We start from the raw sequence: 22349 nt of genomic DNA on the forward strand, positions 1-22349 counted from the left end.
CCGGTGGCGACCGCGTCCGTACGACGCAGGGGGAACCCCTCCGTTCCCCGTGCGGGTGCTCTGCGTGTCACCCTTGGTCCGCACGCGTCGGGAACTCGTCAGGACGCGCAGCTCAGGGCGGGAGGGGCCGTGACGGAGACGGGCAGCGAGAGGGAGCCGGTCGAGGAGTACCTGGACGGGTACTCCGAGATCCTGACCGGTGTGTGCGCGGCCGGCCGCAGGCTCACCCGTGACGAGCGCGAGGCCCTGCGCTCCCGGGGGGAGCGGGCCGCGGAGGCCGGCATCGGTCTGCGGGCCCTCGTCCGCGCCCACCTCTCGGCCGCGCAGCGGGTCCTGCCAGAGGTTCCGCACTCCGCCGTCGGTCACCTCCTGAGCGCCGTCGAGCACGCCGTCGACGCGTTCGCCGAGGGGCACGAGCGGGCACAGCGACTGGCGATCCGTCAGGAGGAGGCCGCACGGCGGGAGTTCGTCGACGACCTGCTCTACGGCCGCAGCGACCTCGGGAGGCTCGCCGAGCGCGCGGTGCGCTTCGGGCTGCTCCTGTCCCACGCCCACGCCGTGGCCGTGGCCCGGGGCCCTGAGCCGTACGACGACGGCTGCGCGGTCACCCGGGCCGTCGAGTCCTCGCTCCTCGCCCGCTTCGGCGACCGGCGGATCCTGCTCACGACCAAGGACGGGCGGCTCGTCTGCCTGGCCCCGGCGGACGAGCCCGAGTTGCTCGCCCACTTCGCCAAGCAGGCATACGCGGCCACCGGTGGCGGCCAGGTCGCGATCGGCCGCGCCCACCCGGGCGCCGGCGGCGTCGTCCACTCCTACGAGGAGGCCCTCAACGCCCTCGACCTCGCCACCCGGATGGAACTGGACGACCCGGTCCTGCACGCGGCGGACCTGCTCGTCTACCCGGTCCTCGCCCGCGACCGGCAGGCCATGGCCGATCTCGTCCACACCGTGCTGGGACCGCTCACCGAGGCGCGCGGCGGTCCGAAGCCGCTGCTCGACACGCTCACCGCCTACTTCGACACCGGCTGCGTCACCGCGCAGGCGGCTCGCCGCCTCAGCCTGAGCGTGCGGGCGATGACGTACCGGCTCGACCGCATCCACCGGCTGACGGGCTCGGATCCCGGCGATCCGGTCCAGCGCTACACCCTGCAGACGGCCACGGTCGGGGCCCGGCTCCTCGGCTGGCCCGACCAGCCTCTGTGACCGTCCCCGAGGGTCCCGCCGCGCCTCGCCCCTTCCCGCCCCATCCCGCCCGCGACGGCATCAAGAACGCGTAAAGACTGCCGGATTCCGGCAATGAACACGCGTGCGGTTCCGTGAAAGCCTTCTCGCGGGGGCGGAACGGTCGTACGGAACGGGGTGGCGCGCATGGGGTGGTTTCTGGGTCTCGGCAGCGCGGGCCTCGTCCTGCTGGCCCTCTCCCTGGTCTTCGACGGCCTCCTCGAAGGGTTCTTCGAGTCGATCGGCGCCGGGTTCGGCGCGCTCGACGGGGTCCTCTCGCTGCCGGTCGTCGCCGGCTTCGTCTCGGCGCTCGGGTTCACCGGGGCCATCGCGACAGGAGCCGCCGGGGCCGGCGTCGTGGCCGCGACCCTCACAGGCGTCGCCGCGGGCGCGCTCGCGGCCTGGCTCACCTGGCGGTTCGGCCGGGCGCTGCTCCGGGACGGCGCGGCGCCCGCACCCCGGGGCGAGGACCTCACGGGGACCTCGGGAGCCGTGGTCACGGCCATCCCCGCAGGAGGCTACGGCGAGGTCCTGCTGTACCTGGCCGGGCAGCCCGTGAAGTACGCGGCGAAGGCCGCGGAACCGGTGGCACGGGGCGCCGAGGTGTGGGTGGAGTCCGTGCTGTCGCCGACGTCGGTGACGGTCCGGCCCGTCGAACGCTGACCGCCGGGCGCCGCGACCGGGCCGCCGGCGCCGGGTGCCGACCGGGGTGCGACGAGAGTCGGCCCCCGTCCGGGCTGCCATCTCTTCTTCTTCTCACCTTCCGTCCAAAGGGAGTTCACCATGAGTCCAGTCCTGGCCGCCGTCGTGGGCATCGTCGTCCTCGTCGTGCTCCTCGGCCTGACCGTCGTCACCCGCTACAAGGTCGCCGGGCCCAGCGAGGCGTTCATCATCACCGGCCGGCGCGGCAAGCAGGCGACGGATCCCGCCACCGGGCGGGTGTTCACCGACAACAGCGGTCAGAAGGTCGTGGTCGGCGGCGGGGTGTTCGTCGTGCCGTTCGTGCAGCAGAAGTTCACCCTCGACCTGTCGAGCCGGCACATCCCCGTCGCGGTCCGCGGCGCGGTCACCCTGCGCGGGGTGAAGGCCAATCTGGAGGGCGTCGCGATCGTCAAGGTCGGCGGCACCGAGGACTCGATCCGGGCCGCCGCCCAGCGGTTCCTCATGCAGCAGGACGGCATCGTCGGCTTCACCCAGGAAGTGCTGTCCGGCGCGCTGCGGTCCATCGTCGGCCGCATGTCGGTCGAGGACATCATCCGGGACCGCGCCGCCTTCGCCGGGCAGGTCGCCGAGGAGGCCGAGGCCAGCCTGTCCGGTCAGGGCCTGGTCCTGGACGCCTTCCAGATCCAGGACATCACCACCGAGGGCTCCTACCTGGAGGACCTCGGGCGCCCCGAGGCCGCCCGCGCCAAGCAGGAGGCGGACATCGCCGAGGCCGTCGCGCGGCGTGCCGCCGAGCAGGCCCGGCTGAAGGCGGAGGAGGAGATCGCGATCGCGCAGCGGACCCTCTATCTGAAGCAGGCCGAGATCAAGGCCCAGACCGACGAGGCCGCGGCCCAGGCGAACGCGGCCGGTCCGCTCGCCGACGCCGCACGCCAGCAGGACATCCTGGCCGAGCAGGAGAAGGTCGCCGCGCGCCAGGCCGCGCTCACCGACCGCCAGCTCGACACCCAGGTCCGCAAGCCCGCCGACGCCGCCCGCTACCAGGCCGAGCAGGAGGCCGAGGCCCGCCGTATCGCCCTGGTCAAGCAGGCCGAGGCGGACGCCCAGCGGGCCAGGCTCACGGGTGAGGGCGAGAAGGCCCACCGGGCCGCGCTCGCCGACGCCGTGCGCATCGAGGGCGAGGCCGAGGCCGCGGCCATCACCGCGCGGGGCTCCGCCGAGGCCGAGGCCATGGAGAAGAAGGCCGACGCCTTCGCGCAGTACGGTGACGCCGCCGTCCTCCAGATGCTCGTCGAGGTCCTGCCGCAGGTCGTCGCCAAGGCGTCCGAGCCGCTGTCGGCCGTCGACAAGCTGACCGTCATCTCCACCGACGGGGCAGGCCGGTTGACCCGTACCGTCACCGACAACGTCGCCCAGGGCATGGAACTCCTCTCCTCCACCACGGGTGTCGACCTCTCCCAGCTCCTCCAGGGCATCACCCAGCGGAAGCCGGTCCCCGCGCCGGCCCCGGCACCGGCCACCGCCGGCACTCCGGTCGAGATCGGCGAGTAGGGCAGACTCGTCGGGAGCGGGCTCCCGGAGAGAAGGTCGTGAGGCGGACGTGTCATCAGAGGCGGCGGACGTGTCGTCAGCGACGGGCGTGTCGTCAGGGCCGGAGGTGCTGGAGGTGACGGAGGTGCCGTCAGCGGCGGACGTGCCGTCCGGGTCCGGCGTGTCACCCCAGCCCGCCTGGGAGTTGCTCCTGCCGGCGGCCGGCGCCCCGGCCCGGCGGCGGGGGCGGGCCCTTCAGGAGGCCCTCCGGAACGCCGTGCGCTCGGGGCGGCTGACGCCCGGGACCCGACTGCCGTCGAGCCGTGAGCTCGCGGCCGACCTCGGCGTCTCGCGGGGGCTGGTCACGGAGGCGTACGAGCAGCTCACCGCGGAGGGGTACCTGCGCAGCGACCGGGGCGCGGGGACCTGGGTGGGCGGTGCGGCGCGCTCGGCCGTGCGCGCGGCCCGGCCCCCGGCGGCCGGGGCGCCGGGGGTCCTGGTGGACTTCCGTCCGGGCACACCCGACCTGTCGCTGTTCCCGAGGGCCGCGTGGGCGGCGGCCCAGCGGTCCGTCCTGGCACGGCTGCCGCACCCCTCGCTCGGCTACCCGGATCCGCGCGGACTGCCCGAGCTGCGCGAGGCGCTGGCCGGGATGCTGGCGCGGCGCCGGGGCGTGGTGGCCGACCCGGAGCGGCTCGTGGTCTGTTCGGGCGTGGCGCAGGCGTCGACGCTGCTCGGCTTCGTGCTGCGGGCGCGCGGGCTGCGGGCGGTCGGCGTCGAGGATCCTGGCAGCCCGGAGCACGGGCGGCTGTTCGCCGCGACCGGCATGGACACGGTGTGGCTGCCGCTGGACGAGGAGGGGCTGCGGCCCGGGCCGCTCGCCGGCTCGGGGGTGCGCGCGGTGGTCGTGACCCCCTCGCACCAGTTCCCGTCCGGGATCAGCTGGTCGGCTGAGCGCCGCGCGGCGCTCCTCGACTGGGCGCGGACGGTGGACGGGTACGTCCTGGAGGACGACTACGACGGGGACTTCCGATACGACCGGGCACCGGTGGGCGCGCTCCAGGGGCTCGACCCGGAGCGCGTCGTGTACGCGGGCTCGGTCAGCAAGTCCCTGGCGCCCGGGCTGCGGCTGGGCTGGATGCTCGTCCCGGGGGCTCTGCTGGGCGAGGTGGCCGAGCGGAAGAGGACGATGGACCTCGGCAATCCCGTCCTCGATCAGTCCACGCTGGCGGAGTTCGTGACGAGCGGCGGGTACGACCGGCAGCTGCGGCGCTGTCAGCGCGCCTACCGGGAGCGGCGGGACGCGCTGCTCGCCGCGCTCGACGAGCATCTGCCGGGCACCCGGGTGAGCGGGATCGCGGCCGGACTGCACGTCATCGCGCGCGTGCCGGGCCGATTCGGGCCTCCCGCGCGGTTCCTGGCGCGGGCGGCGGAGGCGGGTGTGGCGCTGCGGCCCCTGGAGGAGTACGGCACGGAGCGGCCCGCCGACGGGGACGTACGCCTGGTCCTCGGGTACGCGCACCTGACGCCCTCGGCGATCGCGCGGGGCGTGCGGCTCGCGGCGGAGGCCATGGGGCGGGAGTGACAGGCGGGGCGGGGCACGAGGGACCGATCGGAGTGACCTGCCCGCGACGGCGGGGCGGGAGTGACCTGCCCGAGACGGCGGTCCGGGAGTGACCTGCCCGTGACAGTGGGCCGGGAGTGACCCGCCCGCGACGGCGGGCCGGGAGTGATCTGTTCACGCGGGGTTCGCGCGGGCGCCGCCCCCGGCCGTTAGGCAGGGTGCGGCGGCGCGGCCCGCGCGCCCGGACACGCTCCCGGAGGTCTTCCATGTCCCTTCCCTCACCCGCTCCTTCACCGTCCCCCGCCCGGCGCGGTGTGCTGCGCGGGTCGCTGGCCGCCTCGGCGGCACTCGTGCTCGGCGGCACGGGCCTGGCGGCGCCGGCGCTCGCGCTCTCGGGGCGGCCGCGGGCCGGCTGGGGCGTGCAGACGGGCGACGTCACCGCCTCTTCCGGTCTGGTGTGGGTGCGTTCGGACCGGCCCGCGCGCGTGCTCGTCGAGACTTCGGCGAGCGAGTCCTTCCGTCGGGTACGCCGGCACCACGGGCCGCTCGTCGGCGCGGGCACCGACTTCACCGGCACCACCGCGCTGCGCGGGCTGCCGGCCGGCGAGCAGATCCACTACCGGGTGACGCTGGCGGACCCGGACGACCCGCGCCGGACGGGCGAGCCGGTCGTCGGCACGTTCCGGACGGCCCCGGAGCGGCGCCGTGACGGGGTCCGCTTCCTCTGGTCGGGTGACATCGCGGGCCAGGGCTGGGGCATCAACCCGGACATCGGCGGCTTCCGCGCGTACGAGGAGATGCGCCGTCTGGACCCGGACTTCTTCCTGTGCAGCGGCGACTCGATCTACGCGGACGGGCCCGTCCAGCCGAGCGTGACGCTGCCCGACGGGCGGATCTGGCGGAACGTCACGACGCCGGAGAAGTCGAAGGTCGCGGAGACGCTCGCCGAGTACCGGGGCAACTTCCGGTACAACCTGCTCGACCACAACGTCCGGGCGTTCAACGCGCAGGTGCCGTCGGTGGTGCAGTGGGACGACCACGAGGTGCGCAACAACTGGTACCCGGGGCAGATCCTGGACGACGCGCGGTACACGGAGAAGGACGTGGACGTCCTGGCGGCCCGCGCGCTGCGCGCCTTCGGCGAGTACACGCCGGTGTCCACCCTCCACGCGCGCGGGGGCTCCGGCGCGCGGGCGGGCCGGATGCACCGGGTGGTGCGGTACGGCCCGCTGCTCGACGTGTTCGTGCTCGACATGCGGTCGTACCGGAACGCCAACTCCCCCGGCCGGCAGGCCGACGACACCACGGGCATCCTGGGTGCGGAGCAGCTCGCCTGGCTGAAGCGGGAGCTGGCCGCTTCGACGGCGGTGTGGAAGGTGCTCGCCGCGGACATGCCGCTCGGGCTCGTCGTGCCGGACGGCTCCGCCAACTTCGAGGCGGTCGCGCAGGGCGACCCGGGCGCGCCGCTGGGCCGCGAGCTCCAGATCGCGGAGCTGCTGCGGTTCGTGAAACACCGCCGCATCACCGGCACGGTGTGGCTGACGGCGGACGTGCACTACACCTCGGCGCAGCACTACGCCCCGGAGCGGGCGGCCTTCCAGGACTTCGCGCCCTTCTGGGAGTTCGTCTCGGGGCCGCTGGCGGCGGGCGGGTTCCCGGCGAACGCGCTGGACGCGACCTTCGGTCCGGAGCGGGTGTTCGTCCGAGCGCCGGAGCGGGCGAACCTGTCGCCGATGGAGAGCCCGCAGTACTTCGGCGAGGTCGACATCGACGGACACAGCGGCGAACTGACGGTACGGCTGCGGGCCGAGGGCGGGTCGGTGCTGTTCAGCAAGGTGCTGCGGCCGGGGCTCGTCGGGCAGTGACCGGCTGACGGGTCGGCCGGCCGGAGGTGGAGCGGCTGGGCTTCCGGGGTGATTGTCAGTGGCGGGTCCTACCGTTTTCCTCATGACGCGATCCGTACATGCGCTCGCCTACGCACGCCCTTCCGCGCTGGAGTCCACGGGCTCCGGCCGGCTGCTCGGCCTGGAGACGGCGGGGGTCTCACTCCCCGGGGTGCCGAGGCCCGTGCAAGCACGCGCTCGCGGTGCGGATGGTCCGGCGGGGCGCCTCGGCCGCCGAGCCGGTGCCGGCGCCGGCGGTGGGAGGGCAGCCGCGGGCCGTGCGGGGGACGACGGCGGTGACGGGGTGACGGGAGGCGAGGCGGAGGAGCGCGCGGTGGGGGCCGGGACGGTGACGCGAGGGGCGGAAGGAGCCGTGGAGATGGGGAGCGCCATGGGGACGGAGAAGGTCGTGGGGACGGCGGCGAACGGCGAGGGGGCCGAGGTGGGCGGAGTGGCCGTGCGGAGCGGGACGCTGGTCGAGGCGGTGCGCGGTGGGCACGCGAAGGACGTGCCCGCGCTGCTGGAGGGGCTGGGCGAGGCCGAGCGGAAGACGGCGCTCGCGGAGCTGAAGGTGCTGCGCGCCGAGGTGCGGGGCTGGGAGTCGAAGCGCCCGAGGGAGGCGGCCGCCGTCCGGCGCGCGCTGTACGTCGCGGGGGCGGGCTGTCACCCGGGGGCGGCGGGGGCGGCGACCTGGCTCGGTGGCCGTGATCTGCTGCCCTGGCGCTCGGAGGGCGCTCACCTGGTGCTCCGGGCGGTCGCCGGCCGGGCTCCGGAGTGGCTGGCCGACATGGCGGCCCGGCTCGCCGCGCGGCCGTCCGTGGCGGAGCACAGCCACCGGGTGATCCGCGGGCTCGCCGAGCGTGCGGGCTGCGCGGTGCCGGCTACGGACGGCTATGTCCTGGGCTGGGCCTGGGAGTTCCGGGCGGGCAGCCGGTGGCGGCGGTCGGCCGACACCCCCGCGCTCCTGGGGCGCCTGCGGCAGGACCCGCAGACGCCGGTCCTCGTGGTCCACGCGCTGTCGATGGCGGAGAGCCCCGACGAGCTGACCTGGACGCTCACCGAGGCTCCGCAGGCGCACTGGCCCTCGGCGGTCGCGGCGCTCGTCGGGGAGGGCGTGGTGGACCGGTCGGAGGTCCTGGACGCGGCGGTCTCCCGGCTGCTGCGCGGCGGACGCCCGCGTGACCTGCGGTTCCCCATGGACGTGCTGCGGCTGGTCGAGCCGACCGCGGCGGAGTTCCGGGAGCGGGTCCCTGACCTGGTCGGGATGGTGGCGGACGCCCCGTCGCCGATCGCGGGGTACGCGCAGGAGGCGCTGGCCGGGCTGGCGGAGGAGGGGGCGCTGCCGGCCGGCGCGCTGGCCGAGATGACGGCCGCGGCGCTCTTCCGGACCGAGAAGAAGCTGGTGCGGGCGCAGTTGGCGCTGGTCGGCAAGGTGCTGGCGCGGGAGCCGGACGCCGCGGCCGGGCTGCTGCCCGCGGTGGCGGAGGTCTTCGGGAACGAGGACACCGAGCTCCAGGGGCGTGGTCTGAAGCTGGTGGGCCGTCATCTGTCGGCCGTGGACGACTCCGTACGACGGGAGCTGACCGATCAGGCCGGGCTGCTGAGCCCGGTGCACCGGCGGGAGGCCGTGGAGCTGTTCGGGGCGTCCGTGGAGGGCGGGACCGGGCTTCCGTACGAGGAGATCCTGCCGCCCGTGCCCGCGCCGCTGCCGGTCGGTCCGCCGGCGTCGACGGTCGAGGAGCTGGTGGAGGAGCTGCTGGCGAAGGGGGTCTCCGAGGATCCGGTGCGGTTCGAGCGGGCCCTGGACGGGCTGGTGCGCCACGCGCACCGGGACCGGGAGGCGCTGACCTCGGCGGTGCGGGAGGCGTTCGCCACGACGGAGTGGGGGGAGCCGTACCACTTCGCGTACGACAGCCACGGTGTGCACTCGGTGCTCGCGGGGCTGCTCGGGACGGTGGACCGGTCGTGGATCGACGCCCGTCTCGCGCGTGAGCCGGAGGCGACGGCCTGTCCCCACGAGGGGCTGACGGGCATCAGGGAGACCCGGCTGTGGGAGGCCGCCGCCCTGGTCGGCACGGACGCGCTGCCCTTCCTGCTGGCCTCGCCGACCCTGAGCACCGGCGGCATCGATCCGGCGACGCTCGTGGAGCGGCTGCGCGCCTACCGGGACGCGGGCGTCGAACCCGCCCCCGCCGACCTGGCCCAGGCGCTGCTGCGGGTCCTGCGGGGCGACCCGGGGGCCGGGCGGGCGGCCGAGGAGGCCTGGGCACTGGACACCCCGGCGGGGCTGCGGCTCGCCGCGTGGCTGCGGGCGGACGCGCCGGTGGCGGCGGACGTGCGGGTCCTCGCGCGGGAGGAGGACCGGTCGCTGATGCGGTGGCACGTCGTCCACCGGCTGGTCGTGGAGTTCGCCGACAGTGCCGTGGTGGGGGCGGAGTTCCCGCCCGCGTTCCGGTGGCTGGGCGGCGCCTCGGAGGCGGCTCCCCGTTCCTGCTCCCACTGGATCACCGGCGGGGAGCACTGGGCGTCGGTCCTGCCGGCCGACCGTGAGGTGCTCGCGGCCTGTCTCGTGCCCTCGCTCGCGCGGTCCGTCGGCGGCGGCACGCGGGACTCGGCCGAGCCGCTGACGGGGGTGGCCGAGGCCGAGGGCCGGATGGGCCGGGCCGTGGCGCTCGCCCTCGCGCTCGGGCTGGGTCACGGGGACGCGGACGACCGGCTGCGGGCGGTGGACGCGCTGCTCGTGCTCGCGTCCCGGGGGGACCTGGACGCGCGGCGGGTGGGCGAGGAGCTGGCGTGGCTGCTCGCCGAGGGTTCGGTCAAGCCGAACCGGCTGGCGGACGCGGCCCGGACGGCGGCGGCCACCGGGGCGTACGGGACGGTCTGGGCGGTTCTCGCCGCGGCGCTCCCGGAGGCGCTGGGCGCGGGGCAGCCGGTGCGGGGTCTGGGCGAGGTGCTCGCGGTGGCGGCCGACTGCGTGGAGCGGTGCGGGGCGCGGGGTGAGCTTCCCGGCCTGGACGGCCTCGCCTCGGCGAAGGGCTCCACGCAGCTGGTCGTCCAGGCGAGGCGGCTGCGGGAGGCGCTCGGACGGTGAGCCGGTCAAGGCCCGGTCACGGGCCCGATCAGACCCTGACCCAAACGGCCTGAAACGGGCCCTAAGGCACCAGATCGGCGCTTAACCCGTCAGTCACAGAACGTTCGTGATCACGCAACACCGCTGGGTCACAGTGAGGTCATGACCGATGTGACGTCTTCGAAGAGCAACCGCCGCCCGCACCACTGGCGGCACGACCTGATCGAGCTCGCCGCCCTCTTCACCGCCGTGGTGGTGGCCGACACGATCGCCAAGACCATCGCCAAGGGGCCCGACGGCCCCTACCTGCTGGTGTTCTCGGCGATCGCGCTGGTCGCCACCGTCGCGTTCCACACCTGGTGGGCGCGGAGGCACAGCCATGCCAGTCATCCCCCGCCCCCCGGATCCCCGGCCGGGGCCACCGGCGGGCGCGCCACCACGGCCCCGACGGCCGGCCGAGGCACGGGCACGACCGAACAAAACACGGGCACGGGCACGGACGGCCGGAGCACGGGCGCGGCCGACGGCGGCGAGGGCGCGGAGGACGCCCCGCGTCCGCCCGCCGAGACCGCGCTCTGGCGCATGCGGACCACCGTCGAGGACACCCCGGGCAGCCTCGCCGCCCTGTGCACGGTCCTCGCCCGGCTGGGCGTCGACATCCTCACCCTCCAGACCCACCCGCTCGCCCGGGGCACCGTCGACGAGTTCCTGCTCCGCGCCCCCGCCGAGCTCTCCGCCCAGGACCTCGCCCGCGAGACCACATCGGCCGGCGGCCGCGACACCTGGACCGAGCGGGCCGACGCCCACGACCTGGTCGACACCCCGACCCGGGTCCTCGGCCTGGCCACCCGTACGGCCCTCGACGCGGCCGAACTGCCGCTCGCGCTGCGCGGGCTCCTCGGCCGCTGCACGCTCCACTCCGTGCCCGCGCGCTCCCTCACCGGCCGCCCCATCGGCGAACAGGCGCCGGTCGAAGGGGTGCTGGAGGAGACCGTGATGAAGCTGCGCGATCCGCACGGCGGCACGCTCATCGTCGAGCGGCCCTATCTGCCCTTCACCCCGACCGAGTTCGCCCGTGCCCGGGCGCTCGTCGAGCTCGATGCCCGGCTCGGTCCGCGCGTGCCGCGCAGCCAGGACGTGCTGACCCTGCCGGAGGGCAACGAGATCACGGTCCGTCGTGCGGACCAGCGCGACCTGCGGGCCGCGCGGGCGATGCACGACCGCTGCTCGGCCCGCACCCTCGGCCTGCGCTACCACGGCCCCGTCGGTGACGCCGACCGCTACCTCGACCATCTGCTCAGCCCCCGCTTCGGGCGGACGCTCGCCGTGCAGACGGCCTCGGGCCGGCTCGTCGCGCTCGGCCATCTCCTGTGGGACGGCGACGAGACCGAGGTCGCCCTGATGGTCGAGGACGACTGGCAGCGGCGGGGCATCGGCTCCGAACTCCTCGGCCGGCTGGTGGCGATGGCCGAGGAGGCCGGCTGCGAGAGCGTGTACGCCGTGACCCAGGCGTCCAACACCGGGATGGTGGCCGCCATGCGGGCGCTGCGGCTCCCCCTCGACTACCAGATCGAGGAGGGCACCCTCGTCATCACCGCGCGGCTGGCCACGGCACCGCACCGGAGCCCGCGCCCCGCGTCGCACTCTCTGCCTCACGAGGAGGTCCGGCGGGCGGAGCGCTGAGCGCCTGCGTCAGGTCCCGCCACAGGTCCTCGACGTCCTCCAGGCCGACCGACATGCGCAGCAGCCGGTCGCTGACGCCCGCCGAGCGACGGTCTCCCTCGGCCACGATCCGGTGGCTGATGGAGGCCGGGTGCTGGATGAGGGTGTCGACGCTGCCGAGGCTGACCGCCGGCGTGATCAGCCGTACCCCGGCTATCACGTCGTGCGGGTCCCCGTACACCTCGAAGGCGATCATCGCGCCGCCGATCCGCGGGTAGTGGACGCGGGCGATCCGGGGGTCCGTGGCGAGGCGCCGGACGAGCTCGGCCGCCGACGTGGACGCCGCCCGCACCCGTACGGGAAGGGTCGAGAGGCCCCGCAGCAGCAGGTAGCCGGCGAGCGGGTGGAGCACCCCGCCGGTGGCGAAGCGGACCTGGCGGAGGGTACGGGCGAACTCCTCGTCGCAGGCGACGACGCCGCCCATGACGTCGCCGTGCCCGCCCAGGTACTTGGTCGCGCTGTGCAGCACGATCCGCGCGCCCTGCTCGACGGGGCGCTGGAGGACCGGCGTGGCGAAGGTGTTGTCCACGAGGAGCGGCACGGAGCCGCAGGAGTGGGCGAGGGCGCGGATGTCGGCCTCGGCCAGGGTCGGGTTCGCCGGGGACTCGACCATGACGAGGCCCGTGTCGGGGCGGATCGCGTCGGCGATGCCCGCCGGGTCGGTCCAGGTCACCTCGGTGCCGAGGAGACCTGCCTCCAGGAGGTGGTCGCTGCAGCCGTACAGCGGACGGACCGCGACGACGTGGCGCAGGCCCTGGCTGGCCCGGGCGAGCAGGACGGCGGTGAACGCCGCCATGCCGCTGGCGAAGGCCACGGCTGCCTCGGCGCCCTCCAGGCGGGCGAGGGCCTCCTCGAAGCGGGCCACGGTGGGGTTGTCGAGCCGGGCGTAGACGGGCGGGCCGTCGAGCCGCGCGCCGGTGGTCGCGAACTCGTCGATGCGGGCGGCCTCGGCCCGGGCGTCGTACGAGGGGTAGGTGGTCGACAGGTCGAGCGGCGGGGCGTGCAGACCGAGCGTGGCGAGGTCCTCGCGGCCGGCGTGCACTGCTTCGGTGGCGAGCGCCCTCGGGGTGGCCGAGGGGTCGCGGTCCATGGCGTCCATGGCGGCACTGTGAACGTTTACCGGAAAGTAGGGGGAACAGGCCGTGCTACGTTCGACAGATGGCCGAATCTGTCGTACTGGACGCGGTCGATCTGCACATTCTTCGCCTCCTGCAGAACGACGCCCGGACCACCTACCGCGAACTCGCCGCCGAGGTCGGCGTGGCGCCCTCGACCTGCCTGGACCGAGTGGCCCGGCTGCGCCGCACGGGCGTGATCCTGGGTCATCAGCTACGACTGGATCCGGCCAAACTCGGGCGTGGGCTCGAAGCTCTTCTTCTCGTCCAGGTCCGCCCCCATCGGCGGGAACTGATCGGTCCGTTCGTCGACCGGATCCGGGCCCTTCCCGAGTCCCGGGCCCTCTTCCATCTGACGGGTCCCGACGACTACCTGGTCCACGTGGCCGTGGCGGACCCCGCCGACCTGCAACGACTCGTGCTCGACGAGTTCACCTCGCGCCGCGAGGTGGCTCGCGTCGAGACGCGGCTGATCTTCCAGCAGTGGGAGTGCGGCCCGCTCCTGCCGCCCTCGGCGGGCCCTTCCTTGTCGGCCGACTGAGATCGAACGAGGGTGACGGAGCCGACGGGAGAGGCCAGGATGACCCCCATGCCAGAGACTTCCAGCAGCCCGCTGCCCCGCCAGGTCGCCGACGCCCACGTCGACGCACTCATCGCCCTCGACCCGATCACCGGTACGTACCTGGGAGTCAAGGAGAGCGCCGGTCGTCTGCCGGACTTCTCGCCCGCCGGGCAGAAGGCCGTGGCCGACCTCGCCCGGCGGACGCTCGCGGCCCTGGACGCGGCGGAGAGCGCCCCCGGCGCCGGAAGCGACGCGGAGCAGCGGTGCGCCCGGCTGCTGCGGGAGCGCCTCACGGCCGAACTCGCCGTGCACGAGGCCGACGAGGGTCTCTGCGTGGTCAGCAACATGCGCTCCCCCGCCCACAGCGTGCGCATCGTCTTCACGATGATGCCGGCGGAGACCGCCGAGGACTGGACGGCGGTCGCCACCCGGTTGCGGGCCGTCCCCACGGCGCTGGAGGGCTACCGCTCCGCGCTCGCGCTCGGCCTGGAGCGCAAGCTGTACGCCGGGCCGCGCCCGACCGCCACCTTCGTCGGCCAGCTCACCGAGTGGGCCGGCGCGGAGAGCGGAGGGCGGGGCTGGTTCGAGGAGTTCGCCGCGTCCTGTCCCGACACGCTGCCCGAGGAGCTCAGGGCCGAGCTCGCGGCGGCATCCCGGGGCGCCACGGCGGCGGTGGCGGCGCTGCGGGACTGGATGCGTGACGTGTACGCCCCGACCGTCGCGGACGCGCCGAACACCGTGGGCCGTGAGCGGTACCAGCGGTGGAGCCGCTACTTCAACGGCACCGACCTGGACCTCGACCAGGCCTACGCGTACGGCTGGTCGGAGTACCACCGCCTCCTCGGCGAGATGCGGACCGAGGCCGAGCGGATCCTGCCCGGCGCGGGCCCCTGGGAGGCCCTGGCCCACCTCGACGAGCACGGCACGCACATCGAGGGTGTGGAGGAGGTACGGGTCTGGCTCCAGGAGCTGATGGACGAGGCCGTCGCGGCGCTCGACGGCACCCACTTCGAACTGGCCGACCGCGTACGGCGGGTGGAGTCCCGGATCGCGCCGGCCGGCGGGGCGGCCGCCCCGTACTACACCGGCCCGTCCGAGGACTTCTCGCGCCCCGGACGCACCTGGCTCCCGGTGGACGGCCAGACCCGCTTCCCCGTCTACGACCTGGTGTCGACCTGGTACCACGAGGGCGTGCCCGGTCATCACCTGCAGAGCGCGCAGTGGGTGCACGTCGCCGACCGGCTCTCCCGCTACCAGGCGACCATCGGCAAGGTGAGCGCCAACATGGAGGGCTGGGCGCTGTACGCGGAGCGTCTGATGGACGAGCTCGGCTTCCTGCCCGACGCCGAGCGGCGGCTCGGCTACCTCGACGGGCAGATGATGCGGGCGTGCCGGGTGATCGTGGACATCGGCATGCACCTGGGCCTGGAGATCCCGGCGGACTCGCCGTTCCGGCCGGGCGAGCGGTGGACGCCGGAGCTCGCGCAGGAGTTCTTCCAGCTGCACAGCAGCCGCCCGCCGGTCTTCGTGGAGAGCGAGATGACCCGCTACCTCTCGATGCCGGGGCAGGCGATCGGCTACAAGCTGGGCGAGCGTGCCTGGCTGCTCGGCCGGGCCAACGCGCGGGCCGCGCACGGCGACGCGTTCGACGCGAAGGCCTGGCACATGGCGGCCCTCTCGCAGGGCCCGCTGGGTCTCGACGACCTCGTCGACGAGCTCTCGCGCCTCTGACGGAGCGGGGCCACCCCCGTACCAGCCCATGGGAATCCCCGGCCGCTCGCTTGATCGGCCGGGGATTCCCCTGCTATTTCTCAGGCATGACCAGCGCTTACACTCCGGACGCCACCGACTGGCGCATTCTCGAGGCCCTGCAGTCCGAGGGCCGGGCGAGCTTCGCCGAGCTGGCCCGCGCCGTGTCGATGTCGCCGTCCGCCGTGACCGAGCGGGTGCGGCGCCTGGAGGACGCGGGGGTGATCGCCGGGTACACGGCGATCGTCGACCAGGACCGGCTCGGGCTGCCGATCCTCGCCTTCGTACGGCTGCGCTACCCGCACGGCAACTACAAGCCGTTCCACGACCTCATCGCCACGACGCCCGAGGTCCTGGAGGCCCACCACGTGACGGGTGACGACTGCTTCGTCCTCAAGGTCGCCGCCCGCTCCATGCGGCACCTGGAGGAGATCTCCGGGAAGATCGCCACGCTCGGCTCGGTGACGACGAGCGTCGTCTACTCCTCGCCGCTCCCCCGGCGCTCCATCAGCCGCTGAGCGCGTCCCCGCCGGTGCGCAGCCGCACCGCTGAGCCGTGCCGCGCCTTGACGACCTCCAGCTGGGCCGGGACACGGCGGCGCAGGTCGCCGACGTGGCTGACGATGCCGACGCTGCGGTCGCGTTCGCGCAGCGAGTCGAGGACGTCGAGGACCTCGTCGAGCGTCTGCTCGTCGAGGCTGCCGAAGCCCTCGTCGATGAAGAGGGTGTCGAGCCGGACGCCGCCCGCCTCGTCCGTGACGACGTCGGCGAGGCCGAGGGCGAGGGCGAGGGAGGCGAAGAAGGTCTCGCCGCCGGAGAGCGTGGCGGTGTCGCGTTCGTTGCCCGTCCAGGCGTCGACGACGTGCAGCCCGAGGCCCGCGCGCTTGCCGCCGGAACGGGCGTCGGAGTGGACGAGGGTGTAGCGGCCGGAGGACATGCGCTGGAGGCGGGCGGTCGCGGCGGCGGCGACCTGTTCGAGCCGGGCGGCCAGGACGTACGACTCCAGACGCATCCGGCGCTCGTTCTCCGCGGACGTCCCGGCGGTGAGGGCGGCGAGCCTGGCCACCCGGTCGTACTCCTCGCGGAGCGGGCCGAGCCGGTGGACCTCGGTGCCGGCCCGGCGGGAGAGGCCGGTCAGTCCGGTCGCGCGCTCGCGGGCCGCCGCCAGCTCGGACGCGGCCTGCCGCAGGCGGCGCTCGGCCGCCGTGTGGGCGGCCTCTGCGGCCGCCGGGTCGGCCGGCGGGAGTACGGCGGCAGCGGCGGTGCCGGGCTCGGCGAGCCGGTCCGCGACGGCGGCCGCCTCGGCCTGCCAGGCGTCCACGCGCCGCTGGAGGTCCCGGCGTTCGGCCTCGCCGACGAGGGCGTCGCGGGCCTCGGCCGGGGTGGTGAAGCCCGCGCGGTAGGCGGCGTCGGCGAGCCGGTCGTCGGCCTCCTTGAGCCGCTGGGCGGCCAGTTCGGCGGCGCGCACGTCCCCCGCGGCCTCGACCAGGATCGCGATCTTCCGCTCCAGCCGGGTGGCGTGCTCGGCCACGCTGGCGAACTCGCCGCGCCCGCGCACGAGTTCCTCGTCGAGCGAGGCCTGCTCCCCTTCGAGGGCCTCGCGGCGCGAGGTGCGCGCGGCGGCCCGCCGCTCGGCCTCCCGCTGCGCGGCGACCCGATCCTCGTGCTCCCGCTCGGCGCGCGCGAGCGCCTCCCGGGCGCCGTGCGCCTGCCCGGCGAGCGCGTGTGCCTCGCCGTGCAGCCGGGTCAACTCCTCGACCTCCACGGCGAGTTCGGCGACGGTCGGGTCGGTGCCCGGCTCCGCGCCGAGGACCTCCGTACGGGCCGCCGACCAGGCCGCCCGGGTGAGGTCCCGGTCGCGCTCGGCTGCGGTGCGGGCCTCGTCGGCGCGGGTGTAGGCCGCGTAGGCGGCGTCCTCGGTGGCCCGGTCGACGTGGCCGTCCGTGGTGCGGGCCGGGTCCGGGTGGGCGGTGGAGCCGCAGACCTGGCAGGCCTCGCCCTCGGCGAGCGTGGCGGCGAGTTCGGCGGCGATGCCCCGCAGACGGCGGGACTTGACGTCGAGCCAGGTCTCGTGGGCGGTGTTCCGGTGCTCCCGGGCGTCCGTGAGCCGTGCCTCGGCGGCGGCGGTCTCCCGCTCCAGGGTGTCGCGGCGGCTGGCCGCGTCGAGGCGTCGGCGGGCGGGCTCCAGACGTCCGGCGAGGTGCTCGGCGCGGGCCGCCGCGTCCGTCGCGGCCAGGACCCGTTCGGCCAGGGCGGTCCGGCGGGGCTCCCAGTCGGCGAGCCAGCCGGCCGCGTCCTGGAGTGCGTCCTCGTCGGCCCGCGCCTCACGGACGAGGGCGGTGCGCTCCTCGGCGAGGGCGGCGGAGCGGCGCTCGGCGCGACGGGCGGCGTCGAGGCCGCCCAGCTCCCCGCGCAGCCGGTGTTCGAGCGCGGAGAGGTGCTCGGCACCCTGGTCGGCGAGGTCGGTGGGCAGCAGGGCGCGGGAGCGTTCCCGGGCCGCGTGCGCGGCGGCGTGCTCGCGCTCGGCGTCCGTGCGCAGGCCGAGCGCGGGGGCGACGCGCTCGGCCTTGAGGGACCGGTCGAGCGCGGCCTGGTGGCGGTCGCGCTCGGGGGTGCGGGCGGTGAGCTGCTCGCGGCGGCGGAGCGCGTCGGCGTGCCGGGCCTGGCGGTCGGCGAGCTCCTTCTCGGCGTCGAGGGCGGCGCGCGCGGAGGTCTGTCCGTGCTCGGCGGCGGTGAACCGCACGCCGGTGATGTCGAGGGCCTCGCGGGCCTCGGTGCGGGCGACGGCGGCCCAGGTCAGGACGGACTCGGCGAGGCCGGGGTCGCCGGGGCGCCCCTCGACGGGGGTGCGGGCGGCTTCGAGGCCGCCGGCGGCCTGCGTCATCCGGTGGGCGAGGGCGAGGAGCCGCTCGTCCCCGTCCCGTACCTGCTGCTCGGCGGCGCGCCGGAGGTCGGCGAGGCGCTCCTCGACGGCGGCGAAGCGGCGGGTGTCGAAGAGGCGGCCGAGGAGCTTGCCGCGGGCCTCGGCGTCGGCGCGCAGGAACTTCGCGAAGTCGCCCTGCGGGAGGAGGACGACCTGGCAGAACTGCTCGCGGCTCATGCCGAGGAGCTGGGTGATCTCCTCGCCGATCTCCTGGTGGGAGCGGCTGAGTCCGGCCCAGGTTCCGGTGGCGGGGTCGTACTCGCGGAGCCAGGTCTGGGCCTTCTCGGTGGTGAAGCCGGGGGTGCCGCGCTTCTTGGGCCGCTGCTGGGCGGGCCTGCGGGTGATCTCCAGGCGCCGGTCGCCCACGCTCAGTTCGAGGAGGACCTCGGTGTACGTGCCGACCGGGGCGTGGTCGCTGCGCAGGGAGGTGCCGGGGCTCTGCCGCACGCCGGGCACGCTGCCGTACAGGGCGAAGCAGACGGCGTCGAGGACGGAGGTCTTCCCCGCGCCGGTCGGACCGTGGAGGAGGAAGAGGCCGGCGGCGGAGAGGGTGTCGAAGTCGACCGTCTGCGTGGTGCCGAAGGGCCCGAACGCGGTGATCTCCAGGCGGTGCAGCCTCACCGGCCCACCTCGCGCTCGGCCGAGTCGACCCGTACGTCGTCGAAGGCGGCGTACAGCACCGTCCGCTCGGGGCCGTCGAGCCCCTCTCCGCCGCGTACGTGGGCCACGAAGTCCTCCGCGATCTGCTGGTCGCTGCGGTCCCGGAGCCGCTGGGCGTAGGAGGCGCCGGGGCCGTCCTCGGTCCGCTCGGGGTCGAAGACGAGGTTCAGGGTGTGCGGGAAGCGTTCGGTGAGCCGGGCCATGGGCTCGGCGGGGCGCGTGGGGTCGGTGAGGGTGGCCTCGACCCAGGACTGCTCGTGGGGCGCGAGCGCGGGGTCGGCGAGGAGGTCGTCGAGCCGGCCCCGGATCCGGGCGAGGGGGCGCGGGACGGGGCAGTCGAGGCGCTCGGCGGTGAGGACGGCGCCGTCAGCGCCGAGGTCGACGAGCCACATCGTCTTGCGGTGGTCGGCCTCGGAGAAGGAGTACGCGAGCGGGGAGCCGGAGTAGCGCACCCGCGGGGTGAGGGTCTGGCTGCCGTGGAGGTGGCCGAGGGCGACGTAGTCGACGCCGTCGAAGACGGCGGCGGGGACGGCGGCGACGCCGCCGACGGTGATGTCCCGCTCGCTGTCGCTGGGCGCGCCGCCCGCCACGAAGGCGTGGGCGAGGACGACGGAGCGGGTGCCGTCGGGGCGGCCCGCGAGGTCGGCGCGCACCCGGTCCATGGCGGCGGCGAGCACGGCCTCGTGTCCGCCCTTCGCCGCGCCGAGCCGCTCGCGCACGAGCGCCGGTTCGAGGTACGGCAGGCCGTAGAGGGCGACGTCGCCGTGGGCGTCGCTGAGCACGACGGGGGTCCCGATTCCGTCCGGGTCGGTACGGAGGTGGATGCCCGCCCGCTCGATGAGCCCCGCGCCGACGCCGAGGCGGCGGGCCGAGTCGTGGTTGCCGGAGATCATGACGGTCGGCACGCCGGCCTCGGCGAGGCGGTGCAGCGCCGTGTCGAAGAGTTCGACGGCGGACAGCGGCGGCACGGCCCGGTCGTAGACGTCCCCGGAGACGAGGACGGCGTCGACCCCGTGCGCGTGCACGGTCGCCACGAGGTGGTCGAGGAACGCGGCCTGGGCTTCGAGGAGCCCGACGCGGTGGAAGGACCGGCCGAGGTGCCAGTCCGAGGTGTGCAGGAGCCTCACGATGCCGTCCCACCCCGCATGTGTGCCGCTCCTCGCCGCCGCTTCCCGTTCCGTGCGCCCACCACGCTATCCCGGCCGGGGGTGTGGGTGGGGCCGGACGGGATTCCGGGCGGGGGTGTGGGTGGGGGTGTGGGTGGGGGCCGGACGGGATTCCGGGCGGGGGTGTGGGTGGGGGTGTGGGTGGGGGCCGGACGGGATTCCGGGCGCATGTTCGGACGACGGCCGGGCGGCTCTCGGACGACGGCCGGGCGGCTCTCGGGCGCCGGCCCGCGAGCGCTCGGGGGGCGGCTTCGGGCGCTCGGGTTGTCGGCTGCGGGCGCTCAGGCGTCGCCGTACGCCTCGCCGCCGAGGGCGAGCAGGGCCGTGCCCGCCGTGGTGTCGGCGAGCCAGGCCCGGAAGTCGGGGACGTCGGCGTCCGGGAGGCCGATCTCGATCGTGACGGCCTCGGCGTACCGCACGTCACGGACCGCGCGGCCGGTCGCCCGCAGGTCGTTCTCCAGCTTCCCGGCCCGCTGGTGGTCGACCGTGACGGTGGCGAGCCGGAAGCGCTGCCGGGTCACGGTGCCGAGCTCGTCGAGGGCCTCGCCGACCACGCCGCCGTACGCGCGGATGAGACCGCCCGCGCCGAGTTTCACGCCGCCGTAGTAGCGGGTGACGACGGCGGCGACGTAACGCATCTCACGGCGCAGGAGCATCTGGAGCATCGGCACCCCGGCCGTGCCGCCGGGCTCGCCGTCGTCGCTCGCCTTCTGCACGGAGGCGTCGGCGCCGAGGACGTACGCGAAGCAGTTGTGCGTGGCGGTGGGGTGCTCCCTGCGGACGCGCGCGACGAACTCCTGCGCCTCCCGCTCGTCGGCGACGGGCGCGAGCGCGCAGAGGAAGCGCGAGCGGTTGATCTCGGTCTCGTGGACGCCCTCGCGGGCGAGCGTGCGGTACTGCTCCTGCATCCCGCCAGCCTACGTTCCGTCCGCCTCGTACTCCCCGGCGGCCGGTTCCGGGGACTCCCCCTGGCCCGCGTACGGCAGCGCGCGCAGGGCCAGGGCCCAGCCGAGGCGCGCCTCGCCGGACTCGCTGGAGCGGCCGGTGAGCTCGGCGACGCGGCCGATGCGGTTGAGGACGGTGTTGCGGTGGCAGTAGAGCAGTTCTGCGGCGCGGGCGGCGGAGCAGCCGTGGTCGAGCCAGACCCGGAGGGTGGTCAGGAGCGCGGCCCGCTCGCCGCCGGTCGCGAGGACGGGCCCGAGGTGGACCGTGACGATCCGCTCGGCGATGTCGGAGCGCCCGCTGAGGAGCACCTGCGCGAGCCGGTCGTCGAAGGCGGCGGCCTCCCCGCTGCCCGCCGGGAGGGTACGGAGGGTCTGTTCGGCGAGCCGGAGGGCGCGGCCCGCGTGGGAGAGCCGCTCGAACTCCGGGGAGATCCCGGCCGTCGCGCCGGTCAGTTCCCGCAGGGCGTCGAGGAGGTCGCGGGCCGCGGGGTCGGCGGAGCCCCGGGGCCCCGCGGCCGGGCCGCCGGCGGGGGCGTCGCGGCGCGGCAGCCGGACGATCCCGGCGTACCGGCCGGAGCGGGGCCGCCAGAACGACCACATCCCCCGCGCCTCCAGGACGGGCGCCGGGTGCGGCGGGGCGGCCGGGTCCTGGGCGGCGACCACGACGACGTACCGGTCGCAGGCGGGGACGCCGAGCGCGGCGGCCGCGGCCGAGGCGACGGCGGGGTCGTCGGCGCGGCCGTCGAGCAGCGCCTCGAAGAGGGCGACGCGCCGGGTGTCCTGGCGGCTCTGGAGCTCCAGCTGGGCGAGCCGGTACTCGTCGGCCATCGCGACGGAGTAGCGGTCGATCGTCTCCCAGACGCCGCTCGCCATGTCCAGCTCGACGTCCCGACTGTCGGCCTCGCGGCCGGCCCGGGCCCTGAGGTGCTCGGCCATGACCTGCCAGAGGACCCGGCCGCCGCGCCGGTACGCCTGGAGGACGGTGTCGAGGGGCACGCCCTGCTCGGCGCGGCGGCGGCCGGTCTCGCGGGCCGCCCACTCGAAGTCGCCGCCGGTCGGGGCGAGGCCGCCGAAGTCCTCCAGGGCGCGCAGGAGGTTGTCGCGGCAGATCTCCCAGAGGTCCTCGCGGGTGACGGGTGCGTCGGCCGCGTACGTGCCCGAGTGGGCGCGGATGTCGTCGACGGCCCGGTCGGTGAGCCGGTCGACGTCGGCGAGCATCGTGGTGGCCAGCGCGCGCCGGAGCGCCCCGGAACCGGCGTCGGACCCGAGCGGGGTGTGGGCTCCGGCGGGGCGCGCGGAGCCGGAGAGCCCGGAACCGGAGCGTGCGGAACCGGAGCGTGCGGAACCGGCGGCCCCCGCGCGCGCGGAGCCGGAGAGCCCGGATCCGGGGCGCGCGGAATCGGTGGCCCCGGGGCGCGCGGGGCCGGAGCGCGGGGCGGCGGGGCGCGGGGCGGCCGGGCTGTGCGTCATGGCTCGCACCGTAGCCCCGGGATTTGGCGAATGCCACGGGTCGCGCGGGCCGACGGGGCCGCTGCCCACCCCGGTGCGGCACATGGTGGGCAGCTGCACATGGCATCC

15 protein-coding genes are annotated in these 22349 nt (G+C 75.5%); 10 read left to right on the plus strand and 5 right to left on the minus strand.

The genetic code is table 11. The features are described from left to right. Window positions 1–129: 129 nt before the first annotated feature. The 7 genes from ACF08F_RS22265 (at window position 130) to ACF08F_RS22295 (ending at window position 11614) form a co-directional block, all read left to right on the plus strand. Entirely contained in the window at window positions 130–1203 is a 1074-nt protein-coding gene (locus ACF08F_RS22265; protein WP_392300260.1) for a PucR family transcriptional regulator, read from the plus strand. Window positions 1204–1368: 165 nt separating this feature from the next. Further along, window positions 1369–1884, plus strand: a complete 516-nt coding sequence (locus ACF08F_RS22270; protein ID WP_392300261.1) for a hypothetical protein — start codon at window positions 1369–1371, stop codon at window positions 1882–1884. Between the two features lie 120 nt (window positions 1885–2004). Then, a complete protein-coding gene (locus ACF08F_RS22275; RefSeq protein WP_392300262.1) occupies window positions 2005–3435 on the plus strand; it encodes a flotillin family protein in 1431 nt (476 codons plus the stop codon). Window positions 3436–3619: 184 nt separating this feature from the next. Beyond that, window positions 3620–4999, plus strand: a complete 1380-nt coding sequence (locus ACF08F_RS22280) for a PLP-dependent aminotransferase family protein (protein ID WP_392300393.1) — start codon at window positions 3620–3622, stop codon at window positions 4997–4999. A gap of 245 nt (window positions 5000–5244) precedes the next feature. Beyond that, entirely contained in the window at window positions 5245–6843 is a 1599-nt protein-coding gene (locus ACF08F_RS22285) for an alkaline phosphatase D family protein (protein ID WP_392300263.1), read from the plus strand. A gap of 397 nt (window positions 6844–7240) precedes the next feature. Then, window positions 7241–9952 (plus strand): DUF6493 family protein, encoded by a 2712-nt coding sequence (locus ACF08F_RS22290; RefSeq protein ID WP_392300264.1) that lies wholly within the window; start codon window positions 7241–7243, stop codon window positions 9950–9952. 141 nt (window positions 9953–10093) lie between these two features. Then, window positions 10094–11614, plus strand: coding sequence for a GNAT family N-acetyltransferase (locus ACF08F_RS22295; protein WP_392300265.1), 1521 nt, complete (start codon window positions 10094–10096; stop codon window positions 11612–11614). Here the strand turns inward: ACF08F_RS22295 and ACF08F_RS22300 are convergent. Next, window positions 11523–12752, minus strand: a complete 1230-nt coding sequence (locus ACF08F_RS22300) for a trans-sulfuration enzyme family protein (RefSeq protein ID WP_392300266.1) — start codon at window positions 12750–12752, stop codon at window positions 11523–11525. The genes ACF08F_RS22295 and ACF08F_RS22300 overlap by 92 nt on opposite strands. 59 nt (window positions 12753–12811) lie before the next feature. Between ACF08F_RS22300 and ACF08F_RS22305 the strand changes: the two genes are divergently transcribed. From ACF08F_RS22305 to ACF08F_RS22315, 3 genes are all read left to right on the plus strand, one after another. Next, window positions 12812–13309 (plus strand): Lrp/AsnC family transcriptional regulator, encoded by a 498-nt coding sequence (locus ACF08F_RS22305; protein ID WP_189513211.1) that lies wholly within the window; start codon window positions 12812–12814, stop codon window positions 13307–13309. Window positions 13310–13357: 48 nt separating this feature from the next. Then, window positions 13358–15061 (plus strand): DUF885 domain-containing protein, encoded by a 1704-nt coding sequence (locus ACF08F_RS22310; RefSeq protein WP_392300267.1) that lies wholly within the window; start codon window positions 13358–13360, stop codon window positions 15059–15061. Between the two features lie 86 nt (window positions 15062–15147). After that, on the plus strand, window positions 15148–15597 hold the full coding sequence (locus ACF08F_RS22315) for an Lrp/AsnC family transcriptional regulator (RefSeq protein WP_141302037.1): 450 nt from the start codon (window positions 15148–15150) through the stop codon (window positions 15595–15597). Here the strand turns inward: ACF08F_RS22315 and ACF08F_RS22320 are convergent. The 4 genes from ACF08F_RS22320 to ACF08F_RS22335 form a co-directional block, all read right to left on the minus strand. Further along, complete coding sequence (locus ACF08F_RS22320; protein WP_392300268.1) at window positions 15587–18622, minus strand: AAA family ATPase; 3036 nt, start codon at window positions 18620–18622, stop codon at window positions 15587–15589. The genes ACF08F_RS22315 and ACF08F_RS22320 overlap by 11 nt on opposite strands. After that, window positions 18619–19788, minus strand: coding sequence for an exonuclease SbcCD subunit D (locus ACF08F_RS22325; protein ID WP_392300269.1), 1170 nt, complete (start codon window positions 19786–19788; stop codon window positions 18619–18621). Before ACF08F_RS22325 ends, ACF08F_RS22320 begins: the two co-directional genes overlap by 4 nt. A gap of 320 nt (window positions 19789–20108) precedes the next feature. Further along, window positions 20109–20735: a YigZ family protein gene (locus ACF08F_RS22330; protein ID WP_392300270.1), complete on the minus strand. Its 627-nt coding sequence runs from the start codon at window positions 20733–20735 to the stop codon at window positions 20109–20111. A 9-nt stretch (window positions 20736–20744) separates the two neighbouring features. Next, on the minus strand, window positions 20745–22241 hold the full coding sequence (locus ACF08F_RS22335) for a PucR family transcriptional regulator (protein ID WP_392300271.1): 1497 nt from the start codon (window positions 22239–22241) through the stop codon (window positions 20745–20747). Between the last annotated feature and the right edge of the window lie 108 nt (window positions 22242–22349).

Origin of the sequence: Streptomyces sp. NPDC015130 (assembly GCF_043080005.1) — a bacterium.
Taxonomy (GTDB): Bacteria; Actinomycetota; Actinomycetes; order Streptomycetales; family Streptomycetaceae; genus Streptomyces.